The 26634-nt window shown below is 69.2% G+C and carries 24 protein-coding genes; 15 read left to right on the top strand and 9 right to left on the bottom strand.

Annotation, left to right across the window (positions count from 1 at the left end):
- Window positions 1-459: 459 nt before the first annotated feature.
- From VKH46_16165 to VKH46_16145, 5 genes are all read right to left on the bottom strand, one after another.
- Complete coding sequence (locus tag VKH46_16165; GenBank protein HKB72374.1) at window positions 460-2337, bottom strand: ATPase, T2SS/T4P/T4SS family; 1878 nt, start codon at window positions 2335-2337, stop codon at window positions 460-462.
- Between the two features lie 64 nt (window positions 2338-2401).
- Window positions 2402-3127: a DUF3108 domain-containing protein gene (locus tag VKH46_16160; GenBank protein HKB72373.1), complete on the bottom strand. Its 726-nt coding sequence runs from the start codon at window positions 3125-3127 to the stop codon at window positions 2402-2404.
- Window positions 3124-4137 carry a glycosyltransferase family 9 protein gene (locus VKH46_16155; GenBank protein HKB72372.1) on the bottom strand — a complete coding sequence of 338 codons (1014 nt, stop codon included), beginning with the start codon at window positions 4135-4137 and terminating at the stop codon, window positions 3124-3126. Before VKH46_16155 ends, VKH46_16160 begins: the two co-directional genes overlap by 4 nt.
- Window positions 4134-4607, bottom strand: a complete 474-nt coding sequence (locus VKH46_16150; protein ID HKB72371.1) for an adenylyltransferase/cytidyltransferase family protein — start codon at window positions 4605-4607, stop codon at window positions 4134-4136. The genes VKH46_16155 and VKH46_16150 overlap by 4 nt, the downstream gene beginning before the upstream one ends.
- 219 nt (window positions 4608-4826) lie before the next feature.
- A complete protein-coding gene (locus VKH46_16145) occupies window positions 4827-5867 on the bottom strand; it encodes a PfkB family carbohydrate kinase (GenBank protein HKB72370.1) in 1041 nt (346 codons plus the stop codon).
- A 91-nt stretch (window positions 5868-5958) separates the two neighbouring features.
- Between VKH46_16145 and VKH46_16140 the strand changes: the two genes are divergently transcribed.
- From VKH46_16140 to VKH46_16130, 3 genes are all read left to right on the top strand, one after another.
- A complete protein-coding gene (locus tag VKH46_16140; protein HKB72369.1) occupies window positions 5959-6540 on the top strand; it encodes an HNH endonuclease in 582 nt (193 codons plus the stop codon).
- 701 nt (window positions 6541-7241) lie between these two features.
- Window positions 7242-9116 (top strand): carboxypeptidase-like regulatory domain-containing protein, encoded by a 1875-nt coding sequence (locus VKH46_16135; GenBank protein ID HKB72368.1) that lies wholly within the window; start codon window positions 7242-7244, stop codon window positions 9114-9116.
- A 258-nt stretch (window positions 9117-9374) separates the two neighbouring features.
- The gene (locus VKH46_16130) at window positions 9375-9635 is read left to right on the top strand and encodes a hypothetical protein (protein HKB72367.1); all 261 of its coding nucleotides are present in this window, start codon (window positions 9375-9377) and stop codon (window positions 9633-9635) included.
- 426 nt (window positions 9636-10061) lie between these two features.
- Here VKH46_16130 and waaF read toward each other — a convergent pair whose 3' ends face one another.
- Genes waaF through VKH46_16110 form a run of 4 tightly spaced genes read right to left on the bottom strand, consistent with a single transcriptional unit; the run spans window position 10062 to window position 14168 of the window.
- Window positions 10062-11051, bottom strand: a complete 990-nt coding sequence (gene waaF, locus VKH46_16125) for a lipopolysaccharide heptosyltransferase II (GenBank protein HKB72366.1) — start codon at window positions 11049-11051, stop codon at window positions 10062-10064.
- Entirely contained in the window at window positions 11048-11944 is an 897-nt protein-coding gene (locus VKH46_16120; protein HKB72365.1) for a lysophospholipid acyltransferase family protein, read from the bottom strand. Before VKH46_16120 ends, waaF begins: the two co-directional genes overlap by 4 nt.
- The gene (gene lpxK / locus VKH46_16115) at window positions 11941-12921 is read right to left on the bottom strand and encodes a tetraacyldisaccharide 4'-kinase (GenBank protein ID HKB72364.1); all 981 of its coding nucleotides are present in this window, start codon (window positions 12919-12921) and stop codon (window positions 11941-11943) included. Before lpxK ends, VKH46_16120 begins: the two co-directional genes overlap by 4 nt.
- Entirely contained in the window at window positions 12918-14168 is a 1251-nt protein-coding gene (locus VKH46_16110; protein ID HKB72363.1) for a glycosyltransferase N-terminal domain-containing protein, read from the bottom strand. The genes lpxK and VKH46_16110 overlap by 4 nt, the downstream gene beginning before the upstream one ends.
- 130 nt (window positions 14169-14298) lie before the next feature.
- On the opposite strand from VKH46_16110, the gene VKH46_16105 reads away from it, so the two are divergent.
- The 12 genes from VKH46_16105 to VKH46_16050 all read left to right on the top strand — a co-directional run bounded on the left by VKH46_16105 (window position 14299) and on the right by VKH46_16050 (window position 26473).
- On the top strand, window positions 14299-14925 hold the full coding sequence (locus VKH46_16105) for a sigma-70 family RNA polymerase sigma factor (GenBank protein HKB72362.1): 627 nt from the start codon (window positions 14299-14301) through the stop codon (window positions 14923-14925).
- Entirely contained in the window at window positions 14922-15464 is a 543-nt protein-coding gene (locus VKH46_16100; GenBank protein HKB72361.1) for a zf-HC2 domain-containing protein, read from the top strand. The genes VKH46_16105 and VKH46_16100 overlap by 4 nt, the downstream gene beginning before the upstream one ends.
- A 1-nt stretch (window position 15465) precedes the next feature.
- Entirely contained in the window at window positions 15466-16203 is a 738-nt protein-coding gene (locus tag VKH46_16095; GenBank protein ID HKB72360.1) for a secretin N-terminal domain-containing protein, read from the top strand.
- Entirely contained in the window at window positions 16203-17411 is a 1209-nt protein-coding gene (locus tag VKH46_16090; protein ID HKB72359.1) for a type II secretion system F family protein, read from the top strand. The genes VKH46_16095 and VKH46_16090 overlap by 1 nt, the downstream gene beginning before the upstream one ends.
- Window positions 17412-17415: 4 nt before the next feature.
- Window positions 17416-19044, top strand: a complete 1629-nt coding sequence (locus tag VKH46_16085) for a GspE/PulE family protein (GenBank protein ID HKB72358.1) — start codon at window positions 17416-17418, stop codon at window positions 19042-19044.
- Window positions 19034-19954 carry a hypothetical protein gene (locus VKH46_16080; GenBank protein ID HKB72357.1) on the top strand — a complete coding sequence of 307 codons (921 nt, stop codon included), beginning with the start codon at window positions 19034-19036 and terminating at the stop codon, window positions 19952-19954. Before VKH46_16085 ends, VKH46_16080 begins: the two co-directional genes overlap by 11 nt.
- Window positions 19955-20237: 283 nt before the next feature.
- Window positions 20238-20822, top strand: a complete 585-nt coding sequence (locus tag VKH46_16075; GenBank protein ID HKB72356.1) for a PilN domain-containing protein — start codon at window positions 20238-20240, stop codon at window positions 20820-20822.
- Window positions 20819-21412, top strand: coding sequence for a hypothetical protein (locus VKH46_16070; GenBank protein ID HKB72355.1), 594 nt, complete (start codon window positions 20819-20821; stop codon window positions 21410-21412). Before VKH46_16075 ends, VKH46_16070 begins: the two co-directional genes overlap by 4 nt.
- Complete coding sequence (locus VKH46_16065) at window positions 21409-22011, top strand: hypothetical protein (GenBank protein ID HKB72354.1); 603 nt, start codon at window positions 21409-21411, stop codon at window positions 22009-22011. The genes VKH46_16070 and VKH46_16065 overlap by 4 nt, the downstream gene beginning before the upstream one ends.
- Before the next feature lie 19 nt (window positions 22012-22030).
- Window positions 22031-24571, top strand: coding sequence for a secretin N-terminal domain-containing protein (locus VKH46_16060; protein HKB72353.1), 2541 nt, complete (start codon window positions 22031-22033; stop codon window positions 24569-24571).
- Window positions 24572-25281: 710 nt separating this feature from the next.
- Entirely contained in the window at window positions 25282-25713 is a 432-nt protein-coding gene (locus VKH46_16055; GenBank protein HKB72352.1) for a hypothetical protein, read from the top strand.
- 310 nt (window positions 25714-26023) lie between these two features.
- Complete coding sequence (locus VKH46_16050; GenBank protein HKB72351.1) at window positions 26024-26473, top strand: prepilin-type N-terminal cleavage/methylation domain-containing protein; 450 nt, start codon at window positions 26024-26026, stop codon at window positions 26471-26473.
- The last annotated feature ends 161 nt before the right edge of the window (window positions 26474-26634 follow it).

The following is a 26634-nucleotide window of genomic DNA, read 5'->3' as shown; positions in this document are numbered from 1 at the left end:
GTGGAGCGGGTCCTGTCGCGCGGACCCCACATGGGGCCGCGAGCAAAGCGAAGCCGCCGACTTCCCCCGCCCGGCGGGAGAGGGTGGCCGCCACAGGCGGCCGGGTGAGGGAGGCCGAAGGCCGGCCCGGCCGGCGCGGGCTGTGGAGGGGAGCGACTCGGCCGCCGGAGCCGCCACCCCCTCGCCGAGCTCCCGCTCCCGCGGCGCAAGTCGTCTCGCGCAGCGCTTGCGCGAGACTTCGTCGCGCCGCGAGGGGCCCGGCAGATCCCGAGCGACCACCCTGCGGTCCGCGTTCGTATCGGCGCCCCTCAGTTGTGACGACGACGGGGCGCGGCGAGGCGCGAGCCCGGCGGGATGCGGGCAGCCCGGCCCGCGGCTAAGGCGTACCGGGGCGTACGTCGCGGCCGCGGGCGGGTTGCACGCGCCCGCCCGGCTCGATGTATCGCCGCGCTTGCTGTCCTAAAGAACGGTTTCCCGGAGGACTTCCTCTATGGTGGTGACCCCGTCCCGGATCTTCTGCAGCCCCGACATCCGGAGGTTCAGCATCCCCTCCTCGATCGCCTTGCGCTTCAATTCCACGGAGGAGGCGCCCGAGAGGATCATGTCGCGGATCTCGTCGGAGAAGAGGAGCACCTCGTAGAGCCCGATCCGCCCCTTGTACCCGGTCCGCTTGCAGCGGTCGCACCCGCGTCCGCGCATCGTCTTCAAGGACTTCACCTCGTCGGCCGAGAAACCGATCGACATGAGGGTCTGCGGCGGGGTCTCGACCTCCTCGACGCACGTCGCGCAGATCCGGCGCACGAGCCGCTGCGCGCAGATCGCGTTGACGGACGTGGCGACGAGGAACGGCTCGATTCCCATGTTCATGAGACGGTTCACGGTCGACGGAGCGTCGTTGGTGTGCAGCGTCGACAGGACGAGGTGGCCGGTCAGGGCGGCCTTGACCGCGATCTCGGCGGTCTCGAAGTCGCGGATCTCGCCGACGAGGATGATGTCGGGGTCCTGCCGGAGGAACGAGCGGAGCGACGCCGCGAACGTCAGGCCGATCTGCTCCTTCATCTGCACCTGGTTGATCCCGACGAGGTTGAACTCGATCGGGTCCTCGGCGGTCATGATGTTGACCTCGGGGTCGTTCAGCGCGGAGATCGCGGAGTAGAGCGTGTTGGTCTTCCCCGATCCGGTCGGACCGGTCACGAGCACGATCCCGTACGGGCGCTCGATCGCGTCCTTGAACCGGCGCAGCGACTCCGGCTCGAACCCGAGATAGGTCATGTCGAGCTGGAGCTTCGCCTTGTCGAGGAGGCGCATGACGACCTTCTCGCCGAAGAGCGTCGGCACCGTCGAGACGCGCAGGTCGAGGTCGCGCGAGCGGTCCTCGACGCGAAGGCGGATCTTGATGCGGCCGTCCTGCGGGAGGCGCTTCTCGGAGATGTCGAGCTTCGCCATGATCTTCAGCCGCGAGATCAGCGCGTCGCGCGCGCGGAGCGGCAGCGCCATGATGTTGTGGAGCACGCCGTCGACGCGAAACCGGACCCGGAACTCCTTCTCGTACGGCTCGACGTGGATGTCGGAGGCGCCCGACTTCAGGGCCTCGATCAGGATGAGGTTCGAGACCTTCACGATCGGCGCGGCTTCCGTCGACTTCGACAGGCTGTCGAGGTCGATCTCCTCCCCTTCGAGGCTTCGGACGACGTCGAGCTCGGCGCCGGCCTCGACGCCGGCGATCTCGTCGAGGTTGATCTCGCCCAGCGAGACGGCCGCCATGTCGTCGGCGGTGAGCCCCGCCGCCATGACGTCGTCGAGCCCCGTGCTTCCGCCGAGCGCCGAGCTGAAGGTCCCGAGGGGATTCGGGATCGCCGTGGAGCCGCCGCCGGCCGTGGGCTTGCCGCGGTCCTTGAGCACGAGCGACCGCGGCGTGCCGTAGTTGCGGTCGATCGCGTTGCGCAGCGCGACCTCCGAGGCGACGACCGGCTCCACGTTGTAGCCCGTCATGAACTTGATGTCGTCCATCGCGAAGACGTTCGTCGGGTCGCCCATCGCGATCGTGAGGGTGGCCCCGGTCTTGTTGACGGGGAGGATCATGTATTTTCGGGCGACGTCGCCCGGGACGAGCTTGATCACCGACGCCTCGATCTCGAAATCCGCCAGGTTGATCGAGGGAACGCCGAACTGCTGGGAGAGAGTCTCGGTGATGTCGTCCTCGCTGGCGTAGCCCAACCGGACGATCACCTCGCCGAGCTTCCCTCCTTCGTCGCGCTGGTTCTTCAGCGCCGCGTCGAGCTGCTCCTGCGAGATGACGTTCGCCTTCAGCAGCAGGTCTCCCAGTTTCAATGGCATGGTGACGGTCTCCCGGTTAACCGATGCCGCATGCTATGTGCGCCGCTGCGAAATAGCAATTGCGTCACGGGCCGCTTTCGAGCCGGGCGGTCAGCATCCCGAAGTTCAGCTTCGACTTGATCATGACGGGAGTCCTTCGCGCGTCGTCGGCGAACCAGATCCAGAGATCGCCCCCCTTCTTGAGGAGCCCTTCCTCCTTCATCTTCGGGTGCACTTTCCGGGCGAGGAACGTCCCGGCGGGAGTCTTCACGCTTTCGAGCCCCAGGACGTCGACCTCGAGCCGGTACGCGTGCTTTCCGGACACGACCTGGAGGTCGATGGGCTCTCCCGGAACGAGAGAACGGGTGCGCAGGTAGTAGACCGAAGAGAGCGAGTCGAAGACCGGCGTCTCGAACGGGATCTTCCGCCCGTTCTCGCGGGTCGCGATCTTCTCCACGAGGTCGAAGTCGATCCGCTCGTCGTCGACGCGCTTGCCTTCGACCGAGTGCTTCTCGTAGCGGAGCGACTGGAGCGTCGCCCGGTCGACCCAGGACGTGATCGAGTCCCGGACGAGGAAGAAGTTCGAGATGAAGTCGTTCGAGATCGCCGAGAGCTCGATCTTGTACGCGGGCCGCCCCTCGAGGACGATCGGATCCGAGACGGAGATCGTCATGATGCCGCCGGAGAAGATCTTCCACGACATCGCGTACCGCAGCGTCTCCCCCGCGAAGGGAGGATTCGCCGTCTGGCCGCTCGCCGGGCCGCCGGCGGCCGCGAGCACGAGGAGGAGCGCCGCGGCGCGCCGGCTCACGCCGCCGGAAACCGCGCGAGGACGGCGCGAGCGACGGCCTCCGGGGACGTGCCGGCGAGGCACGGCTTGGTCTCGCCGTAGCGGTCGTTGCAGGGGGCGCACGCCAGGGTCGAGGAGAACTCGACCCCGTTGCGCCGGTAGGGACCGTTGCGCGCCGGGTCGGTGGGCCCGAAGAGCGCCACGGTCGGGACGCCGAGCGCGTCGGCGAGATGCAGCGGGCCCGTGTCTCCCGCCGCGAAGAACGACGCTTCCGACATGACGCGCGCGAGACCGCCGAAGTCGAGCGCCGGGATCGCGGGCGCGCCGAGACGCCCGGACAGGTCGTTGGCCCGCGCTTCGTCCCCCGGCCCCCACGACACGATCGGCGCGATGCCGCGATCCCTCCGGACGCGGTCGGCGAGCGCGGCGAATCGCTCCTCCCCCCAGCTCTTGTTGGCCCATCCCGCGCCCGGGTGGTACAGGGCGAAGGGCCGCGGGACCCGCGAAAGGAAATCGGACGCCGCCGCCGGCGGGTCCGCGAGGAGGTAGCGCGCGTCGGGCGCCCTCTCCCCGGCGGGAACTCCGAGCGGCGAGAGGAGCCCGAGCACGCGGTCCGTCACGTGGCCGGCCGCGCCGCTCGGCCGCACCCGAAGCGAGGAGAACCGGCGCGTCCAGTTTCCTCGAACCTCGCGATCGTCGAGGACGATCCGCGGCGCGGACGCGAACCGCGCGATCGCCCACGATTTCTCGTTCGCCTGCGGGTCGAGCAGCACGTCGGCGCCGAAGGCGCGAAGCGCCGCGGCCGCCCGGCGGATCTCGGAAAGCGACTCGAGCCGCCATGACCGCCGCCGCCAGCGCCGCGTCTGTACCTCGAAGACGGCGTCGAGGAACGGATTTCCCCGGAGCAGCGGCGCGAACGGCTTCTCGATCACCCATCCGACGCGGTGCCCGGCGCGCTTGAGATTGACGGCGAGCGGCAGCGCGTGGACGACGTCCCCCATCGACGACAGGCGGACGATGACGACGTTCACGCGCCGCCCCGCAGTCGCGAAAGGAGATCGGTCGTCGCGTGGTCTTTCGGATCGCCCACGATCGCGACGCGCCCTCCCCCCTGCTCGACGACGTCGCGTTCCGGTACGGACTCGCGCGTGTAGTCGGTTCCCTTGGCGTGGACGGCGGGACGCAGCTCCGCGATCAGGGCGGCGGGGGACGTTTCGGCGAAGAGGACGACCGCGTCGACGCAGCGCAGCGCGGCGACGATCTCCGCGCGCTCCGCTTCCGGGACGACGGGACGGCCGGCCCCCTTCAGCCGCCGCACCGAATCGTCGGAGTTGATCGCGACGAGGAGGAAATCCCCCTCGCGGCGCGCCGCCTCGAGGTAGCGGACGTGGCCGACGTGGAGCAGGTCGAAGGCGCCGTTGGCGAAGACCAGCGTCTTTCCTTCTCGCCGGAGCCTTTCGGCCGCGTCGGCGGCCTGTCGACGCGAGAGGATCTGCGCCACATGAAGAGAATAACCGAAAGGTGCAGTGATCGGCGCGGCGATGCATCGAGCCGGGCGGGCGCGTGCGCCACGACCCGCGGCCTTAACATACGCCCCGGTATGCCGCGGCCGCGGGATCGGACGCCCGCATCCCGCCGGGCTCGCGCCTCGCCGCGCCTTGAGGCGATTCTTCGTCATGGCGAAACCCGAAAAGGCGGTCGCGCGGGACGGCGGACGGCCCTACAGCCGCGACGCCACGGAGGGAATGATCGTGCGGTCGGCTGCGATCGCCTCGCGCAGCTCCTCGACGGAAAGGGTCGCGGTCCCCGTCTTCATCACGACGATTCCGCCGGCGAAGTTCGACAGGAGCGCCGCCTCCGCTTCGCTCGCGCCGGCCGCGAGCGCGAGCGCGAAAGTCGCCATCACCGTGTCGCCGGCGCCCGTGACGTCGGCGACCTGCGCGGTCCCCGACACCGGAATCGACAGCGTGGGCTCCCCCGGCCGGAGAAGCGCCATCCCGCGGCTGCCGCGCGTGACGAGGAGGGCCGGGCTCGCGAGCCGGGAGAGGAGCGAACGCCCGGCCCGTTCGAAGCGTTCCTCCACGTCGTCGAACGCCTCGCCCGTCGCGCGCTCGAGCTCCTCCTCGTTGGGCGTCGCGGCGTCGGCGCCCGCGTAGTCGGTCAGGCGAAAGCGGGAGTCGACGAGCACGCGGATCCCCGGGTTCGCCGCGCGCGCGGCCGCGATCCACTCGGGCCGGCTGCTTCCGTATCCGTAGTCGGAGAGGACGAGGACCGACGCATCGGTCGACGCCCGGCGGAGATTCTCGAGGAGCGTCGCGGACAGCTCCGCGTTCTCGGGCAGGACGTCCTCGCGGTCGATCCGCACTACCTGCTGCCGGATCGAGTGGACGCCCCCGCCGAGGATCCGCGTCTTCGTCGGGGTCGCGTAGCCTTCGACGGGCACCAGGAGCGACGTGTCGACGCCGGCCCGGGAGAAGAGCGACGCGAGAGTCCGCCCCTCTTCGTCCGCGCCGACCGCGCCCGACGCCAGCGGCCGTCCGGAGAGCGAGGCGATGTTGGCGACGGTGTTGGCGCCGCCTCCCGGGACGTTCTCCTCTCGCGCCCAGGCGAGGATCAGGACCGGCGCTTCGCGCGAGATGCGCTTCGGGAGCCCGTGGACGAAGCGGTCGAGGACGAAGTCCCCCGCGACCGCGATGCGCCGGCCGGCGAAACGGTCGACGAGCGAGAGCAGCCGGGCGCGCGCCTTGTCGGGAGAGGACACCGCGAAATCTTACCGAAAACACGGACGCCGGGGGGTCGGGGGTAGCGCCCAACTATCGCTATTCCCGCTCCGGGGCACTAAAATGGCGCGAATGCTCGACTCCGAGGTGCTCGTCCTCAACCGGGTGTTTCAGGCCCTGCGCGTGACGACGGCCCGCAACGCGATCTCCCTCTTCTACAAGGGGCACGCGAAGGCCGTCCTCCCCGACTACTCGACCTACGAGTGGGAGCACTGGTGCGACATCCCGGCGCAGCCGAAGGACGACGTGGTCCTGACGCCGTCGCGCGCGATCCTCGTCCCGCGCGTGATCCTCCTGAAGAACTACGACCGCCTTCCTCGCCGCGAGGTGAAATTCTCGCGCCACAACATCTACCTGCGCGACGGGAACCGCTGCCAGTACTGCGGCGGCCGCTTCGCGTCGTCGGAGCTGTCGCTCGACCACGTGCTCCCCCTCTCCCGTGGCGGAGTCTCGTCGTGGGAGAACGTCGTCTGCGCCTGCCTCTCCTGCAACGTCCGGAAGGGAAATCGGACGCCGGCCGAGGCGGGGATCCGCCTCATCGCGCCGCCGGAACGGCCGCGCTGGAACCCCGTCGGCCAGTTCACCCGCGCGCGCTGGCACGCGTCGTGGCGGAACTTTCTCGACGTCGCGTACTGGAACGTCGAGCTGACGTAGCCGGTCACGCGATAGCTCGAACGAATACGGGCGCCGCCCGTCCGCGCCGCCCTGCGACGTACTGCATTTAGTACGCCTCGGGACGTCGCGGTCGTGCGTCATCCCGTCTCGTTCGGCTCTCGCGCGACTTTCAGGTTCTCCCGATAGGCCTGACCCGCCGCGCCCGCGGGCCGGCTCGCCCGAAGCCGTCTTCCAACCGTTTTCGCCCCGCCACTCGGCTCTCGCATGACTTTCCGGTCCACCGGAGCGCATCCCTAGCGCACGGACCGCGTCGGACCCGTCTTCATACCGCGCCGCTTCCAATATTCACGGTCCCTCGTCCTCGGCGGGGCGTCTTGAACCCCCTTCTCCGGTTTCGCCGCGCGCTTCGGCCTGGCCCGAGGCTTTCGGCATGGCACGTTCCCGACGCCGGTTGTACGATGTTCTCGGCGATGGCCGGTGTTCTCGCCCTCCTCGGCGTCCTGGCGATCTCATCCAACCCGGTGAGTGTCCGCCCAGCGCCCGGATGGCCCTTCCCACTGCCCGCGACTCTGACGGTTTCCGGGAAGGTGATTCGGCTCGACTCGACGGGCCGGGGAAGCGCGGCGCGGCCGCCCGAGCCCGGAAACGGAGCGTTTCGGTGGCTCGTCCCGAAGGACTCGAAAAACTCCATCTACTACTTTCCGTCCTCCTATCAGCGAGTGCGGGTGAAGAGTGCCGCGATGGGTACGACGATTCTCGCCGCGCTGGCCGGCGAAAAATGGGAGCCGTATTCTCGCATCCGGCCCGTCTCGGTTCGCGAAGCGAGCGGGCCCTCTCTCGAGCTCGTGCTTCCGCCGGGCGATTGGAAGATCGCCGTTCTTCGACGGATGTACGTGCCGGCGCTCATCGGCCGTTTGCGCGTCCTCAAGGCAGACGTCTCGGTCTCGCCGCCCCAGCGGGTTTCTCGCGCAGGCGGAGTGGATGCCATCCCCGTGGACCCGCGTTCGGGGCGTCCGCCGGCGCACTGGAAAGCGTTCGCGACGAAGACGGACCGAGCGGCTGCCGAGAGCGACGCGGCGTTTTTCCGAGACGTACCGATCGGCGAGGACGGCGGCCGGCTCGACTTCGAGTCTCTTCCAGTGGGAACCTGGGAGATCCGGTTCGAAGCGCCCGGATACGTCGCGACCCGGAAAACTTTTTCCGTCAAGGCCGGAACCATTGTCCATCTCGGCACCGTACCGCTCTCGACCGGCGGCGACCTGTCCCTCGTCGTCAACTTCCCCGACGAAGTTCCGGAGGGAAAAATCGACGTGGCCCTGCACCACGGGCCGGCAAGAGTCGCCCGCCGCGCCCCTCCCTTCATCGAGAGGAATCTCGATGCGAAGAGCTCGTTGACGGCGGACTTCACCGACCTCGAGCCGGGACTTCTCACCGTGATCATCGAACAGCGTGGAAGCGGGTTGTTCGCCGAAGCGGAAGTGGCGATCGAAGAGGCCCGGCGCGCCACGGCCACGATGACCCTGACCCCGATCCACATCTCCGGGACGGTCTGGAGGGGCAAGGACCCCCTGCCCGATTGCCGGATAGCGATCCGAGGACACGGGACCACGCCGCTCGCGGACACGACCGCCGGCGAAGACGCGACATACGGTCTCCGCGTGTGGGTACCGGGTCAGTACGGGCTCACGACCACGCCGCCCGACTCCGCGCTTCCGTTTCCGGAAATCGTGACGATCCCCGAAGACACCCCCGAGGTCACCCATGACATCCATCTTCCCTCCGGACGGGTGGCCGGAACCATTCGCGACGCCGAGACGGGCAAGGGGATAGCCCGGGCGGAGGTCGACTCCGAATCGGCGGCGTCGCCGGACGGTTCCGTCGACAGCGCGAGCGTCTCGCTCCACGCAGAGGCCGATGCGGAAGGCGATTTCGTTCTCGACAACCTGACGCTCGCGCCGGTCGATATCACCGCCGGCGCCAGGGGGTACGAGCAGAAGGTCACGAAAGGCGTCTCGCCGACGGAGGATGGCGGTCATCTCGAGATCCTTCTGGAACCTTCCGCCGGTCTGCGGGGCGTCGTCACGGATGGTTCGGGAGCGCCGGTCGCGATGGCCCTCGTCGGCGTCGATTACGACGAGTCCGGCGAGACGTTCTCCCAGGAAACGACCTCGGGCCCCGACGGTTCGTTCGAGTTCGACAGCATCGGCGCGGGGTCCCACGTCCTCTTCGCGTTCGCCTGCGGACATACCCTGGCGATCGTTCCGGCGGAGGTTCCCGCAACGCAGGGACCGACGACGGTCGTGCTGCCGTCGTCCCTGTCCGGACTCCGGCTCCATTTCGAAGACGCGGGGCACCGTCCCGTTGCCGACCAGATGGTCACGCTCGTCGTCAATGGAGTCCGTCTGCCCCGAATCTACCCGTTCCGATTCTCGAGCATGTGCGGCGAGCGGCCGCGCTCCGACGCCGACGGGAACCTCGACCTGTCCATGATTCCCCTGGGAATGCTCCAGGGATTCACGTTTCCCGACGGGGCGGCCCTCGGTTCGTTTCGCAACGACCGGCCCGGGCTCACGTGGAACGCCCTCGCGCCCTCCCGGAAAGGGCCGAACCCGTAAGCCCGCGCCGCGGACCGATCCCGGAAAGAGGCGATCCGACTAGACGCTTTCGGTTAGTCCCGCACGCAAAATGTTTATTTCCGGAAGGGCGACTCGGGGTTCGTAGGAGAGGTCGACAGCTGTTAACCGCCTGAAAGCAATGGTTTGGCCTCGGCCGTGCCGGGGAATCCGACCTGGCCCGAATCTTCCTTATCCCCCGCCCGAGGTCTGTTCATCTCCCACCTCATCAACCCAACGGGAGATATGGAGGTTCCAACCTTGAAGAAGCTCATTGCTCTCGCCGCCGCCGGAATTCTCGCCCTCTCCGTCGCCGCCTTCGCCGAGGACGCCGCGAAGACCGAAACGAAGACGACCGAGACGAAGGCCACCACCACGGAGATGAAGAAGGACGAAGCCGGCGCCAAGAAGACCACGATGAAGAAGAAGCACACCATGAAGAAGAAGTCGATGAAGAAGATGGACAAGAAAACCGAAGAGAAACCCGCCACGACGACGGAAGCCGCTCCGAAGACCAACTAATTACCGTTCCGGCAAACGGTGAGTGCTTTTGCCCCGGGGGTTCGTCCCCGGGGCTTTTCTTTTGGCCGGCGCAGCGATCCCGTCGCGGGAGCCGGCTCGGGGACCGGGGGCGCGTGACGTCGGCGCGGCTCGTCGAACGAGCGACTCGACCGCGCCACCGCCACTCCCTCGCCTGCGCTCCCGCTCCCGCGTCGCGGAGCTTTCGCCTCGGTGACTTCGGGCGAAAGCTTTCCGCGATGCGAAGGGCCCCGGGGGCCGCTCGAATCCCTGTCTGAGTGACCGTCGTCAGCCAGCATCTCGCTCTCGCCGCGCCCCTCGTCTGTATCTGGTGACTGAGAGGAAGCCGTTATGGACTCCCGCCAAAAAGCGAGTTCAGCGACGGCGAACCCATTCGCCGTTCGCTGCAACGAGCGCCCGACTTTTCGACTAGCTCCCGATCATCCTCAGGCACGCCTCGAGCGCCAGTTCGACCGTGATCTCTTCCATGCACTCATGCTGGTAGGGGCACTTCTTCAGGTAACAGGGAGAGCAGAAGACGTACCGGTCGAGGACGAGAACAGGCGCGCCGCGCGGCTCCGTGCGGCCGGGGTCGGTGGGGCCGAAGAAGACGACGGCCGGCGTTCCGGCCGCGGCCGCGAGATGGGCGGGTCCCGAGTCGTTGCCGACGAGGAGCTTTCCCCGCGCCAGCCGCGCCGCGAGCTCGCCGGTGTCGAGCTCGGCGCCGATCAGAGGGACCCGGTGGCGCGCCCGTCGCGCGATCAGCCGCCCGAGCTCGATCTCGTCCGGACCGATGACGAGCGCGACCTTCTCGCCGCGGTCGAGGAGCGCGTCGGCCAGCAGCGCGAAGCGCTCCGCCGGCCACAGCTTCGTCGGCCCGAACGCGGCGCCCGGGGCGAGAAAGATCGGCCTCGGCTCGAGCTGCCACGAGGCGAGCTCGCGCTGTGCCGCGGCGGACATCTGGGCCGGGATCGTCAGGCGAGGCGGGTCCTCGTCCGGGGCGATCCCCGAGGCCGCCAGCAGGCGGTCCTCGTCGCGGAGCTGGTGCGTCGTCGCCGGGCCGGGCGCAATGGCGTCGGTCAGGAGCCGTCGCCGTCCGTCCGTCGCGTACCCGAAGCGGCGGCGGCCGCCCATCGCCCGGGCGAGGAGAGCGGAACGCAACGAGTGCGGCAGCACCCAGATCTCGTCGAACCGCGCCCGCCGGCCGCGGCGGGAGTCGTTCCAGAACCCGGCGAGATCGCGTCCGCGGCTCTTCCAGACCTCGTCGACGGCGCCGGAAAGCGGAAAGACCGGCGCATTCGACGGGCGGGCGAGCACGGCGAGGGTTCCGCCCGGGTCGCTCCTCTTCAACGCGCGCAGGAAGGGGATCGCCATCACGCCGTCGCCCAGCCAGTTGGGCGCGATGACGAGGCGCTTCATGTCGTCTCTCCCGTCGGTCGCGTGCGCCACCGGTTGTGCATCCAGAGCCAGAGCTCGGGATCCGCGCGGACGGCATTCTCGGTCACCTTCGTGTAGCGCGCGGTCAACGCCTCGACGCTCCGATCCGCTTCGGGCAGGTCCGCGAGCACGATCGGCGGCTCGAAGCGCAGCGTGTAGCGCCCTCCCCCTTTCGGGCGGCAGAAGACCGGCACGACCGCGGCGTCGGTCTTCTTCTGCAGGAGGCCGAGCGCCGGCGACGTCGCCGCGAGCCGGCCGAAGAACGGGACGAAGATCGCCTCTCGGGCGAGCACGTTCTGATCGATCAGGATCGCGACCGTCCCGCCGCGCCGCATCTCGCGGAGGACTTCGCGCGCCGCCTGCTTCTTCCCGATCGTCCGGTTTCCGAACTTGCCGCGCAGCCGCGCGAGCTCCCGCTCGAGACGCGGGTTGTCGAGGGGGCGGACGACCGAGGCGATCGGCGCGGCGAGGAGCCCCGCCGCGAGCGCCCCGATCTCCCAGTTGCCGAAATGCGCCGACAGCAGGAAGACCCCCTTGCCGCGGGCGACCGCCGCCCGGTAGTGGCTCTCCCCCTCCATCTCGACCGCGGCGCGAAGGCCCTCCCGCGACAGGCGCGTCGCGGCGAGAAAGTCGAAGAACACGCCGCTGAAGTTCTCGGCGCAGCGCCGCGCGATCGCGGCCCGCTCCCCTTCCTGCAGCGAGGGAAAGGCGCGCGAGAGATTCTCGAGCGCGATCGTCCGCCGGCTTCGGCCGACGCGGTAGTAGAAACGGGCCGCCGTGCGCGCGAGACCCGAGCGCGACCGGAGCGGGAGCACGGAGAGCGCGGCCATCGCGCCGCGAACGGCGGCGTGCTCGACGACGTCCCGGACGGTCACCGCGTGCGCTCCGCGAGGCGGCGGTCGACCTGCTCTTCGAATCCGGGCTCGAAGATCTCCGCTTCGATGCGGGCGGCGACGAGCGGGAGCGCCGTCTTGCCGGCGAGCTTCACGGCGTCCTTCTCGGTCGTCAGGAGCACGGAGGCGCCGGCGCGTTCCGCCCGCTCCTCGAGAGACCGGAGATCGCGCTCCGTGTACGCGTGGTGATCGCGGAAGACCGCGAAATCCGCCGGCGCGACGCCGGCTTCCGAAAGAGTGGCCCGGAAGCTCTGCGGGTTCCCCACCGCGCAGAAGGCGAACGCCCGGGCTCCCGCCGGAAGGACCGCCGGCGCCCCTCCCGAAAACCACCCGGCGAAACGAAGCCGGCAGTGGAACACCGGCGCGCGCGTCCAGCGGGGGACCTCCCGATCCGCGGCGGACGAAACTCCCTTCGACGCGCGGGTGACGACGACGAGATCGGCGCGAGAGAGCGCGGCGGGCCGTTCGCGACCCCGCCCGCCCGGAGGGAGGCCGCCCCCCCAGGGGTCGTCCGCGTCGACGAGCACGACGTCGAGGTCGCGCTCGATCGAGAGATGCTGGAAGGCGTCGTCGAGAAGGAGGATCTCCGCGCCGAGCCGGATCGCCTCGCGCGCCCCCTCGGCGCGCTTCTCGGCGACGACGACGACCGCGCGCGGAAAACGGGAGGCGAGGAGATACGGCTCGTCTCCCGCGGCGTCGGGAGAGGCGAGGATCGACGCGCCGTCCGAGACGACGACCACGCCCGAGGAGCGCCGGCGATACCCCCGGGAGACGATGCCGACCCGGCGGCCGGCCGCCTCGAAACGGCCCGCGAGGAACGCGAGGAAAGGGGTCTTCCCCGTGCCGCCCCACGTGAGGTTTCCGATCGAGACGACCGGCGCGCCGACTCGCTCGGAGCGCAGGATTCCCGCCTCGTAGAGCCGCCGCCTCGCCGCGACGACGGCGCCGTACGGGTTCACGCGCCCTTCCGCAGCGCGAGCACGGCGAGCGCGGTCTTCCGCGCGGCGCCGCGATGGCTCTCGACGAGGCGTGCCGCGGCCGCGGCGCGCGTCCGACGCCCCGTCCCGTCGGAAAGGAGCTCCTGCCAGGCCCCCGCGAGCTCGGCGGCCGAACCGGCCGGGATCGCCGCGCCCGCGGCCGATCCGGCGGCGGCGATCGCGCGGATGTTCGCGACGTGGGGTCCGATCACCGTCGGGACCCCCTTCGCCCACGCCTCGATCGGATTGTGCCCGCCGATCTCGGCGAGCGTTCCCCCGATGAACGCCGCGTCGGCCGCGCCGAAGGCGGAGGCGAGGTCGCCGACGGTGTCGAGGAGCACCGCGTCGGGCGGCGGGAAGACATCGGTGTTCGGCGGCTCCGAGAATCGCGCCGCGCGCACTCCGGCTTCGATCAGGAGCCGGAAGACGTCGTCGAATCTCTCGGGCCGTCGCGGCGCGATCACGAGGAGCGGCTTCGGATCGAGCACGCTCCACGCGGCGAGCGCCGCCGCCTCCTCGGACTCGTGCGTGGAAGCGGCGATCACGACCGCGCGTCCGCCGGCGAGCCTCCGCAGGCGCTCCGCGACGGCCGGGCGGTCCGCCGCGGGAACGTCGAATTTCACGTTGCCGGTCACGCGGACCTTACCTTCGGGAACGCCGAGCGCGAGGACCCGCGCCGCGTCCTCCTCGGTCTGCATCGCAAAGAGCGCGACGCGCGCGAGCGACGGCGCGAGCCACCGGCCGGCGCGCCGATACCGCGAGAACGAGGAGGCGGAGATGCGACCGTTGACGATGGCGACGGGGACGCCGCGGCGCTCGCACCGATCGAGGAACAGGGGCCAGATCTCCGTCTCGGTCAGGAGCACGAGCGTCGGGTCCACGGCCGCGAGCGCGCGCTCGACCGGCCGGGCGAGATCGAGCGGAAACGGGATCGCGCCGTCGGCCGCGGAGACTTCCGCGGCCATCGCCAGACCGGCCGCCGTCGAGGAGGAGAGGACGAGGGGGGCGTCGGTCTCCTCCCGGAGCGCCCCGAGGATCGTCCGGGCGGCGTTCACTTCGCCGACGGAAACTCCGTGGATCCAGATACTTCGCCGGAAAGTCGGAAGCGAGGAAAGCCCGAACCGCCCCCGCCAGTCGCCGATTCTCCGGCCGCCGGCCGCCTGGCGGATGAAGGCATACGGCGCGTAGGCCGCGAGCCCGAGCCCGAACAGGAACCGGTAGAGCACCATTGCCGGGATTATATGCAGGCTCCCGCCGCCCGGCGGCTTGGCCGGAAGCGGTGAAAATGAGATCATTCAAAGGGTTATGAAGGAAATCTTTTCCCCAACGCGGAGGCGTTCGGCTCCGTAGATGGAACGAATGGAACTCGTTTACAGCCGGGAGCGCGCGCAGCAGAAGAGCGCGGAGGTCGACGATCGCGAGCTCGCGATCCGGGCCCGCGGCGGCGACGCCATCGCCTTCGAAACGCTGGTCTTGCGGAAGACCCCCGCGGTCGTCTCGGTGGCGCGCCGGATCATCGGCGATGCCGACGAGGCGCGCGACGTCGCCCAGCTCGTCTTCCTCCGGGTGTGGGACTCGCTCGCCCGCTACGATGAGAAGTACTCGTTCAATACCTGGCTCTACCGGATCGCGACGAACCTCTCGATCGATTTCCTGAGGGCGAACCGCAGCCGCGCGAAGGCGCACGGCGCCACCCTGCACCTCGTCCGCGGCCGCGAAGCGGCCCTCGAGGAGGAGGCGACGTTCGCGCTCGAGTCCTCGCAGGTCGCCGAGCTGTTCGAGCGCGTCTCGGCGGATCTCTCCGAGAAGCAGAAGGCGGCCTTCGTGCTGCGCGAGATCGACGGGCTCGACTCGAAGGACGTCGCGAAAATCCTCGGCTGCGGCGAGTCCACCGTCCGGAACCACCTGTTCAACGCGCGGAAAGCGCTTCAGAAGAAGCTCCGCCACGAGTTCCCGAGCCTCTTCCGCCGCTGGAGCCGGACATGACCGAAGCGTGCCGCACCGCGTCCGCTCGCGCCGAGGCGTACCGGCGGGACCGGCTCGCCGAAGCGGAGCGTCTCGCCTTCCGCGCGCATCTGGCGGAATGCGCGTCCTGCCGCCGCGACGCGATCGCGGCCGACCCGACCCTCATCTTCGCGGTCGCGCCCCCTCCGCCGCCGGTCGGCGACGCGGAAACGCGCGCGATCCTCGAGAACGTGAAGGCGGCGATCGCCGTGCGCGAGGCCGACCGCCGGCTTCGCGGCAACGGCGCCCGTCGCGCCCGGCGCTCGGCCGCCGCGCTCGGCGCCGCGGCCCTCCTCGCGCTGACCTTCTCCGCGCCCGTCGCCCGCCGGAGCGTGTCCATCGCCGCGGCGCGGCCGGCCGGGCCCGGCGGCATCGCGGGCGCCGCCAACCGCATCGTGCGTCCCGGGAGCGAGGAGCCGTCGATGCCGTCTTCGGCGACGATTTACGAGTGGAACCCCGGCACGGCTTCGCCGGACGACCCGAAGATCGTCTGGATCGTCGACCGCTCCCTCGACCTCTGAGATGCCGCGCCGGGGACTTCTCCGGACGGCGGTCGTCGCCGGACTGATCGCCATTTCGGCCGCCGCCTTCGCCGCCGAGCCGGTCGGCGTCAAGGTGTTCGTCCTCCGCTACAAGCGCGTCGAAGAAGCGACGCTCCTCGTCCGCCCGCTCCTCTCCGACTCCGGGTCGATCCTGCTCCAGCCGAAGATCAACGCGCTCACGATCACGGACCGCCCCGCGGCGCTCAACACGATCGGGCAGGCGCTCGCGCAGTTCGACGTCCCGCCGCGCGGCTTTTCGATCGCGGTGAAGATGGTGCGGGCGCGCGCCGACGCCTCGGCCGGCGATCTCTCGAAGGAGATCGGCGGGATCGGCAACAAGCTCCGCGAGGTCTTCCGCTTCAACGACTACGCGCTGATCGACTCGGCCGTGCTCGGCGGCGCCGAAGGAGAATCCGTGTCCTACCTGCTGGGGGGCGAGTACCGGCTCACGTTCCGGATCGAGCCCGCCGGGCAGGGAGCGATGCTGCGGCTCTCGGCGTTCGCGCTCGCCCGTGAGCGCACCGTCGCGGGGCGCCGCGTCGACACGCCGCTCTTCCGGACGACGTTGAACGTCGGCCTGAATCAGACGCTCGTTCTCGGGGCTTCGAAGGAAGAGGCGTCGAAGAAGGCGCTGCTCCTGATCCTCCTCGTCCAGGAGAATCCCCGGCCGGGCGCCGACAAGGGGACCGCGGGTATCGCGGCCGCGGAGAAACACTAGTGCCGGAATTCGTCGCGCGGATCGGCTGGCCGGACGGGGGGGTCGCCGAAGAGTCGATCATCTCGCCCGACCGCTCCGCCGCGAGGATCGAGCTCGAGCGCCGCGGCGCGCACGTCTTCGAAATCAAGGAACGCTCCGCCGCGCTCGGGTTCCGGCTCCGCCGCCGCCGGCGGATCAAGATGTCGCACTTCCTGGTCTTCAACCAGGAGCTCGTCGCGCTGCTGAAGGCCGGCCTCCCCATCCTGCGGTCGATCGAGCTGCTGCTCGAGCGGCAGCAGAACCCGGTGTGGAAGGAGGTCTTGACGGACGTCCGCGACCGGATCACGTCGGGCGCCTCGCTTTCGGAAGCCTTCGCCGCGCAGGGAGACATCTTTCCGCGGCTCTATCCGACCTCGCTCAAGGCCGGCGAGAAAGCCGGAGAGCTCGAGCCGGTGCTCCGGCGGTACCTGAAGTACCAGAGGACGATCGTCGCGCTCCAGCGCAAGGTCGTCAGCACCCTGATCTACCCCGCGATCCTGATCGCCGTCTCGATCGGCCTGATCTCGATCCTGATGACGTTCGTCATTCCGCGGTTCACCGAGTTCTTCTCGGAGTTCGGCTCGGAGCTGCCGCTCCTGACGCGTCTGGTCGTCGGCACGGCGACCGCGCTCCGGGCGAACATCGTGTGGATCGTCTCGGGCCTCGCGATCCTCGTCCTGGTGCTGACCCGCTACGGCCGCTCCGAACGGGGGCGCGAGTTCTTCCACGCGCAGCTCCTGAAGCTCTGGTTCGTGGGCGGGATCTTCCGGCGATTCTCGATCACCCAGTTCACCCGCTCGCTCGCGACTCTGCTTTCGGGCGGCACTCCGCTCGTTCCGGCGCTCGAAACCGCGTCCGAGGCGGTCGGCAACCGCTTCGTTTCGAAGAAGATCGCCCAGACCGTCCCCCGCGTCCGAGAGGGAGGCGAGCTCTGGCGCGCGCTCGAGGACACGCGGATGATGACCAACCTCACCATCGAGATGGTGAAGGTCGGAGAGTCCTCGGGCGCGCTCGAGGAAATGCTGAACTCGGCCTCGGAGTTCTACGACGAGGAGATCGACGCGCAGCTCGCGCGCGTGATCTCGTTCGTCGAGCCCGCGGTGCTCGTCTTCATGGGCATCGTGATCGCGACGATCCTGATGGCGGTGTATTTGCCGCTTTTCACGATCCTGTCGACTATGAAAGGTTAGGAGGATGTCGGCTCGCAAGGACCCCCTCGTACCCCCGATCAAGGCGATGTCGCCCCAGGAAGAGGAGGAGCGCGCGATCGCGCTCGCCGGGAAGCTCGGGCTTCCCTACGTCGACCTCCTGTCGTTCCGCGTCAACCCGGAGCTCTTCCGCTCCGTGCCGGTCGAATGGATGCTCAAGTACGAGTTCGTGCCGGAGGCCCGGAGCGACCGCTCGATGACGATCATCGCCGCCGACCCCTCCGACGTCGTGCGGTTCGACGAGCTCGAGATGCTCGTCGGACTGCCCTTGAAGCGCAAGGTCGGGAGCCGGGCGGCGATCGCCGAGATCCTGCAGAAGAGCGAGTCGTCGCAGCGCGTGCTCGACGAGGCGACGGAGGATTTCCGACTCCAGCTCGTCTCCGAGAACGAGGACGGCGAAGAGACCCTGACGATCGACTCGATCACCCAGGACTCCTCGCCGATCATCAAGCTCGTCGACTCGATCATCTTCAACGCGATTCAGCGCCGCGCCTCCGACGTCCACATCGAGACGCAGGAGGCGCTCGTCGTCATCAAGTACCGGATCGACGGCGTCCTCTACCAGGCGATGGACCCGATCGACAAGCGCCACCACGGGACGATCATCTCGCGCATCAAGGTGATGTCGGAGCTCGACATCGCCGAGAAGCGGATCCCCCAGGACGGCCGCTTCAAGCTCCGCGTGCGCGGCCGCACGATCGACTTCCGCGTCTCGATCATGCCGACCGTCCACGGCGAGGACGCGGTGATCCGAATCCTCGACAAGGAGTCCGCCAACGAGGAGTTCCGGACCCTCTCGCTCGACGTCGTCGGTCTCGACGAGCCGACGAAGAAACGCCTCCGCAAGTTCATCCGCGAGCCCTACGGGATGGTGCTCGTCACCGGGCCGACCGGGTCGGGAAAGACGACGACGCTCTACGCGTGCCTCTCGGAGATCCAGTCGGTCGAGGACAAGATCGTCACGATCGAGGACCCGGTCGAGTACCAGTTGAAGGGAATCACGCAGATCCCGGTCAACGAGAAGAAAGGGCTGACGTTCGCCCGCGGGCTGCGGTCGATCCTCCGCCACGACCCGGACAAGATCATGGTCGGCGAGATCCGCGACGAGGAGACCGCCCAGATCGCCGTGCAGTCGGCGCTGACCGGCCACCTCGTCTTCACGACGGTGCACGCGAACAACGTCGTCGACGTGATCGGGCGGTTCCTGAACATGAAGGTCGACCTGTACAACTTCGTCTCGGCCCTGAACTGCGTCCTCGCCCAGCGGCTCGTCCGGCGTCTCTGCCCTCATTGCAAGGAAGAGGTCACCTACTCCCGCGACGCCCTCCTCGAGTCGGGGCTCCTCCCGAACCAGACGGAGGGGAAGACGTTCTACGAGGGGCGCGGCTGCCTCGAGTGCAACGGCGCGGGCTTCCGCGGCCGCATGGCGATCGCCGAGCTCCTCGACCTCTCCGACCGGATCCGCGGGCTCATCCTCGAGAAGCGCCCCGCCTCCGAGATCAAGAGCGCCGCCAAGGAGGAAGGAATGATCTTCCTGCGCGATTCGGCGCTCCGCAAGGTCTTCTCGGGAGACACGACGTTGAAGGAGATCAACAAGGTGACCTTTGTCGATTAACCCCTTCGCTCCCGTCGTCCCGCCCGACGCGTTCGCGCTCACCGACTCCGGGGCGACGTATGTCCGGGTCGGCGAGGGCGAGCGGCCGGCCGTGTCGCTCCTCCGGCACTTCGATTTCCCGCCGGAGGCTTTCGCGCTCGGCGCGTTCGGCACTCCGGTGTTCGCTCCCGACGCCTTCGCGCCGATCGTCACGGCCGCGCGCCGGGCGGTCCCCGGAGGCCTGCGCCGCGCCTCGGTCGTCATCCCGGACGCGTGGGCGCGCACGATGACCCTCGATTTCGACCTCATCCCCGCGGGGCGGAAGGAACGCAGCGAGATGGTCCACTGGAAGCTCAAGAAGCTGCTGCCGGGCCGCGTCGACGAGCTCGACGTCGCGTTCGCGGAGATCGCGAAGGCGGGAGAAGGCGCGCGCCTCCTCGTCTCGGCCTCGCCGCGAGAGACGCTTCGCTCGATCGAGGCGGCGTTCGCCGGTTCCGGCGTGCGCGTCGGCCGGCTCCAGCCCGCGACGGTCTCGCTGTTCAACGGGCTCGACAAGCGCCTCGCGAAGGCGGCGGGGGGCGACTACCTGCTCCTCCACCGCAGCCGCGGCACGTCGTCGCTCCTGATCGCCCGCGGCGGGCACCCCCTCTTCTACCGTCAGAAGTCGACCGCGGTGGATGCCGTCGACGACGTGCAGGAGATCCGGCTGTCGCTTTCCTATTACACGGAGACCTTCGGCGGCACGACGGCACCGCCGCCGCTCTACGTCCTCGACGAGGGCACGGGCGAAGCCGGCTACCCGGAGCTCGAGGCCCTGGCGCCGACCGATCTCGGCGGCGAGCTCCTCGACGCCGATCCCTCCGTCGGGCTGCACACGAAGGCGCATCCGGAGGCGCTGGCCGCGGCGGCTTCCGCCTGGGAGGCCTCATGAGGCCGGCGCGGCCACTCGTCTCGCCGAAGCTCCGGAGGAGCGAAGGCGGATACATCGAGCCGGACGCGCGTCCTCGACCGCCGGCCCCTGTGACGTACGCTTTCGGTACGCCTTCGGGTCCGGCGGTCTGTGGGTGCGCGTCGGGCTCGCGTCTGGCCGCGCCTCATCGTCGTTCCGCCGACCCGAACATGGCGGCGCACGCGAATCCGTCTTGCGACCCCTCTCGCCGCGCCTGGCCGTCGGCGCGGCCGGCCATGGGCGCCCGGCCCCGAGGAACCCGCTGATGGCCGTTTCTCTCGACTTCGCTCGCCGGCCGTTCCGGGACGATCGGCCGATCATCGTGACGGTCGCGCTCGCGGCGGTCCTCGGCGCGGCGCTCCTGTCGCTGAACGTCCGCGATTACTACGCGTTCCGCGGCTCCTCCGCCGGCACGGTCGCCGAGATCCGGAAGCTGAACGAAGCGGCGAATCGTGCCGAGGAGCGCGCCGCGCGGGACAGCTCGGGGCTCGCGAGCGTGAAGCTGAAAGAGCTCCAGACCGAGAGCGTGCTCCTCAATACCCTGCTGAAGGAGCGCGATTTCTCCTGGTCGGTGCTCCTGACCCGGCTCGAACGCGCGCTGCCCGACGAGGTGTACGTCACGCGGCTCTCCCCGGCCGTGCTGCCCAACGGCGACGCGAACCTCACGATCGACTTCGTCGGCCGGGGACCCGATTCGATCGTGAAGACGCTCGCCGCGCTCGCGAAGGACCCGTATTTCCGGGAGCCCGTCCCGGCGTCGGAGAGCGACCCGGAGAAGGGCGCCCCGGAAGGCTTCACGTTCCACCTGAGCGTGAAGTATCTCGCGGCGGGCGAGGGAGAGAAGAAATGAGGTTCGACGCGGCCCTCTGGAAGGAGCGGGCGGTCGTCGTGGCCGCGGCGCTCCTCTTCTTCGCCGCCAATCTCGTGTATTTCCTCGCGGGGCACGCCGTCAATGCCTCCCGCACGCAGGCGCTCGCGCAGGCCCGCCGCCACGCGCTCGACCGGGTCGACGCGGCCGAGAAGTCGCGCAAGAAGGCGGTCGCCGACCTCGCCCACGTCGAGAACGTCCGGAAGGCGGCCGAAGAGTTCTACGGCCGGCGGATCGGCACGATCGACGACACGGTCGCGCAGGTCGTCGACGAGATCCACAAGGTCTGCCGGCAGGCCAACGTCAACCCGCATTCGATCGCGTACGGCGTGCACGACCGCGCGAAGATGCCGTTGAAGGAGATGTCGATCGGGTTCGGGGTCGAGGGCGACTATCGGACGCTCCGCGCGCTCCTGCGCGGGTTCGAGAACGACCCGCGCTGGCTCGTGGTCCGCGGCGTGCAGCTGTCGCGCAAGGGAGAGACCACCGGGGCGGGGACGGTGCATCTCGACCTCGCCACGTATTTCTACTCGGCCCTCGAACCGGTCGAGAAAGCCCGGACCACGAGATGACCAAACGCGCGAAACAGGCGGCCCTGCTGGGCGTCCTCGCGATCCTCTTTTTGCTGCTCGTGCTGCGCGCCAAGCCCGCCGGTCCGCCGCCGGAAGCGGCTCCGGCGCGGGCGTCCCGGCCCGTCGACCCCGAGGCCGTGTCGGGCCGTTCGTTCGGGCGCCGGCCGGAGACGAAGGTCTCGCCCGACGAGATCCCGGACATCGACGTGTCGGCCTTCTCGAAGAACGGTCCGACCCCGGCGGAGATGTCGCGCGACCTCTTCAAGTTCAAGGAGCCGCCGCCCCCCAAGCCGAAACCGGCCCCTCCCGCGTATACCCCTCCGGGGGACCCGCGGTTCGTCGGGCCGCTTCCGCCGCCGCCCCCGCCGCCGCCGCCGCAGCCGCCGGCGATCGCGTTCCAGTTCACGGGGACCTTCGGCCCGCCGAAGGCGCCGGTCGCCGCGGTCGTCGACGGCGACCGGCTGCTCCTCGTCCGGCAGGGGGACGTCGTCGACGGAAAGTTCATCATTCGCCGGGTCGGCTACGAATCTCTCGACGTGGGATTCGTGGGCTTCCCGGAAAGCGAGGTCCGGCGCATCCCGATCTCGCCCGGCAAGTGACGATAAGGAGATTCGAACGGTGAGGAAGAAAAATCCCGGGATTCGCGCCGCGGCGCTCGGATCGCTCCTCCTGCTCGCGATCGGCTGCGCCGGCGAGCGGGCGTTCCGGCAGGGGCAGGACGCCGAGGAGCTCGGCCGGTGGGACGCCGCCGTCTCGCAGTACGCGAAGGCGCGCGAACAGAGCCCCCGGCAGATGCGCTACAGAATGGCGTTCGACCATGCTCGCCGCAAGGCCTCGCAGGAGCACTTCGAGAAGGGGAAGATGTACCTCGCCTCGGGACGCCCGGACCTCGCCGTCGTCGAGCTCGAGCAGGCCACCGTCCTCGACACCGAGAACGACTACGCCGCTCTCGAGCTCAATCGAGCGCGCGATCAGGTCGCCAAGCTCGAGGCGCAGAAGAACCAGCCGAGCCGGATGGAGCGGATGGAGGCGGAGACGAAGAACGCCCACGCCGCCATGCCGATCCTGCAGCCCTCCTCGAAGCGGCCGATCTCGCTCAACTTCCCGCAGCCGCGTCCGATCAAGCAGATCTACCAGGCGCTCGGGCAGGCGGCGGGGATCAACGTCATCTTCGATCCGGCGCTCAAGGACGACCCCGTCACGATCGTCATCGCGAACGTGCCGTTCCAGAACGCGCTCGAGACGCTCATCCGGCAGGAGAACCATTTCTACAAGGTCGTCGACGCCCACACGATCCTGATCGCCGCCGACACGCCGCAGAACCGCAAGACCTACGAGGACCTCGTCATTCGCACGTTCTACCTCTCCAACGGCGACGTGACGGAGACCGCCAACGCGATCCGGGCGCTCCTCGGGACGGTCCACGTGTCGATCAACAAGCAGGAGAACGCGATCACGATCCGCGACACCGCCGACAAGGTCTCGATCGCGCAGAACATCATCGACCAGAACGACAAGGAGAAGGCGGAGGTCGTCGTCGACGTCGAGCTCCTGCAGATGAACCTGACGAAGGACCTCCATCTCGGCGTCAACTATCCGAGCTCGATCAGCGCGCTGCTCTTGAAGCCGGCGACCGCGCCGACGGATACGACCGGCAGCACCGACACCACGACGGGAGGCCGGACGACGACGGGGACCGCCGCCTCCACCAACGCCAACGTCATCACCCTCGACGCCCTGAAGAAGCTTTCGCTCAACCAGTACGGCTTCACGGTCCCGAACTTCACCGTGAACATCCTGAAATCGGCCGGCGACGCCCAGGTCCTCGCCAAGCCCGAGCTCCGCATCTCCGAGGGAGAAAAGGCGCAGCTCGTGATCGGCGACCGCGTGCCGATCCCGACGACGACGTTCAACACGCAGAACGCGCTCGGCGGCACGGGCGCGATCGTCCCGATCACGTCGTTCCAGTATCAGGACGTCGGGATCAAGATCGAGATGGAGCCCCGCGTCCACCACAACAAGGAGGTCACGTTGAAGCTCACCGTCGAGGTGTCGAACCTCGGCAACCCCGTGACCTTCGGCGGCCAGACGCAGCCGACGATCAGCACCCGCACGATCGCCTCGACGATCCGTCTGAAAGACGGCGAGACGAACTTCCTCGCGGGTCTCATCCGCCGGGACAAGCAGAACTCCTCGTCCGGCATCCCCTTCCTCTCCGACATCCCGATCATCGGCCGCCTGTTCTCCGACAAGACGCACGGTGAGCAGAGTACCGACCTCGTCATGACGATCACGCCGCACATCATCCGCGTGCCCGACATCAACGAGGAGGACCTGATGCCGATCTACGTCGGCACGGAGAACAACGTCTCCTACCAGGGCGCGCCGCGCGTCGAGTCGATCAACGACAACCGCAGCCCCTTCCAGACGGAGCAGGAGCGCCGCCGGCGCCAGTTGCAGCGGCCGACGCCGAACGTCCCGAAGAAGCCGGCCGCGCCCGGCGGCGTCAACCTCGCGCCGTCGGGGTTCGGGCCCAGCCCCTTCTCGACCCCGTCACCGTTCACACCGCCGATCTCGACGCCGCCTCCTCCGCCGACGCCGCCGCGCGGAGCGGACAACGACCTCGTCCCCGGAGCGGATCCGGTCACCGTCGCGTCGGCGGCCGACGCCTCCACGCCCTCGGATCCGACCGCGACGCCGTCGCCCGCGGCCGCCGGGTCGACGGCGGAGACCTCATCCGCCGCAGGAACGGCGGAGGCACTTCAGACCGCGACGATCGTCTCCGGCACCCAGTTCGCCTTCGATCCTCCGGCGCTTTCTCTTTCGCCCGGACAGCAGCAGACGGTGCTCCTCGTCGCTTCCGGCACCGAGGGCGTCGCCGCCTCGAAGCTCGGTATCGACTTCGATCCCGCCGTCCTTCAGGTCGAAAACGTCGAGCCGTTGAACGGCGGAAGCGTCGAGCCCGTCTCGGCGAGCCGCCTGGCGCTGACGCTGCCGGGCAGCGGCGCGCTGACCGGGGCTCACGCCATCGCTCGCCTGACGCTCAAGGGCGTGGCGCCCGGGACCGCTTCCGTCTCGCTCGACGCGACGGCGCTCACGCTCGCTTCGGGCGGGCCGGCGATCGTCTCGTCGAATCCCGTCGATGTCGAGGTGAAATGAACGGCAAGCGCGGCGATGCATCGAGCGAATACGGGCGCGTGACCCCCGCGTCTCACTGCGACGTACTGCATGCAGTACGCCTCCGGTCGCCGCGGGCGCCCCGCATCCCGTCTCGCTCGCGCCTCGCCACGCCTGATCGTCCTTCTTTGAACATCCCAGTTCCTCTGGAGCACGGTCGAACCATGCGCCGCGGAAAGCTGCGGGACGCCAGGCGGTACCGGCGCCCGGCCGGCTCGATGCATCCGCCTTCGCCCATCCTGCGCGGAGGCTCGGGAGAGCTTCGGCGCGACGAGTCGCCGCGCCCGCCCAAGGAAGATCACAGGACGATCGATGTCAGTTGACTCAACGATGAGGCGCGGCGAGGCGCGAGCCCGCCGGGATGCGGGCCGCCGGCCGGCGGCTAAGGCGTACCGGGGAGCGTACGTCGTGCCGGCGGCCGGCGGTACGCGCCCGGCCGGCTCGATGCATCGCCGCGCCCATCCTGCGCGGAGGCTCGGGAGAGCTTCGGCGCGACGAGTCGCCGCGCCCGCCCAAGGAAGATCACAGGACGATCGATGTCAGTTGACTCAACGATGAAGCGCGGCGAGGCGCGAGCCCGCCGGGATGCGGGTCGCCGGCCGGCGGCTATGGCGTACCGGGGAGCGTACGTCGTGCCGGCGGCAGGCGGCACGCGCCCGTCCGGCTCGGTGCATCGCCGCGCAGGCTTTACGATGGTGGAGCTCACGATCGTCTGCGCCCTCATCATGATCCTGACGGCGATGGTCATCCCCGTCTCGCGCTACGCGACGAAGCGCCAGAAGGAGGTCGAGCTCCGCTACGACCTTCGGATGATGAGGAACGCGATCGACAAGTACAAGCAGTACTCCGACGCCGGGCTGCTCCCGGTCGATCTCGGAACCGAGGGATACCCGAAGACGCTCGACGTGATGGTCGAAGGCGTGGACCAGATCGGCCAGATCCACAAGAAGCTGAAATTCATGCGCAAGGTGCCGGTCGATCCGATGACGGGGAAGGCCGAGTGGGGTCTGCGGTCGCTCCAGGACGACGCCGACGCGACGAGCTGGGGAGGTCAGGACGTGTACGACGTTTATTCGCTCTCGGGCGATCGCGCGATCGACAAGTCGTACTACAAGGATTGGTGACGAGATGAGCGCATTTCCATACACGGTTGACCGGCTGTTGAACACCTCGCACCGATCCCACGGGGAAAACGGTCCGGGCGCGGCCAGACGCGAGCCGTCTCCCGCGCGATCCGTCGTAAGCCGGCGGATCGGCTGCATCGCGGCCGGCGCAATAGCGCCGTGCGCGTCGATCGCCGAGCGCGCTCGTGCGACGGCAGACGCGCGGGACCGGCCGGCCGGCGGTTGTGAGGCGACCGCGAAGCGGTCGTCCCCGCGAAAGCGGGGACCCAGCCTGCCGATGAGAGCGCGCTGGATACCCCCTTTCGCGGGTATGAGAGGGATACGTAGGTCGCACCCGGCGAAAGGCGAGACCAAGGCCGCCCGATCGGATCGCGGATTCACCCTGCTCGAGCTGCTCGTCGTGATGACCATCATCGGCATCCTCGCGGCGATCGCGGTGCCGGCGCTCAAGAACGCGCCCCAGAAAGGGCGGGAGGCCGCGCTCCGCGAGGACCTCTTCACGTTCCGCGAGTCGCTCGACGAGTTCCACGGCGACAAGGGGCACTACCCGCCCGATCTCCCGACGCTCGTGACGGAAGGCTACCTGCGGAAGATCCCGATCGACCCGATCACGAAGTCCGCCGACACGTGGCAGACGGAGCTCGAACCCACGCCCGAGGACGAAGGAACGTCGGAGGAGCCGCCGACGCCCGGGATCATGGACGTGCATTCGGGGTCGAAGGCGAAGGCCCTGGACGGCACCACGTACGACACCTGGTAGATGATGGCAGGCGCGGACGATACGGGTCGTTATACGGATCCGGGCGACCCGCCGCCGGGCGCAACGTACGCTCTCGGTACGCCTTGCCCGCCGGCGGGTCGCCCGGACCCGTCTTCCAACCCGTCTCGCCGCGCCTCGTCGTCTTCCTTCGTCATCGCGAG

The organism is Thermoanaerobaculia bacterium (genome assembly GCA_035260525.1).
GTDB lineage: Bacteria > Acidobacteriota > Thermoanaerobaculia > UBA5066 > DATFVB01 > DATFVB01.
Note: the sequence above shows the minus strand (reverse complement) of the source record. Positions and strands in the feature narration are given on the sequence as shown.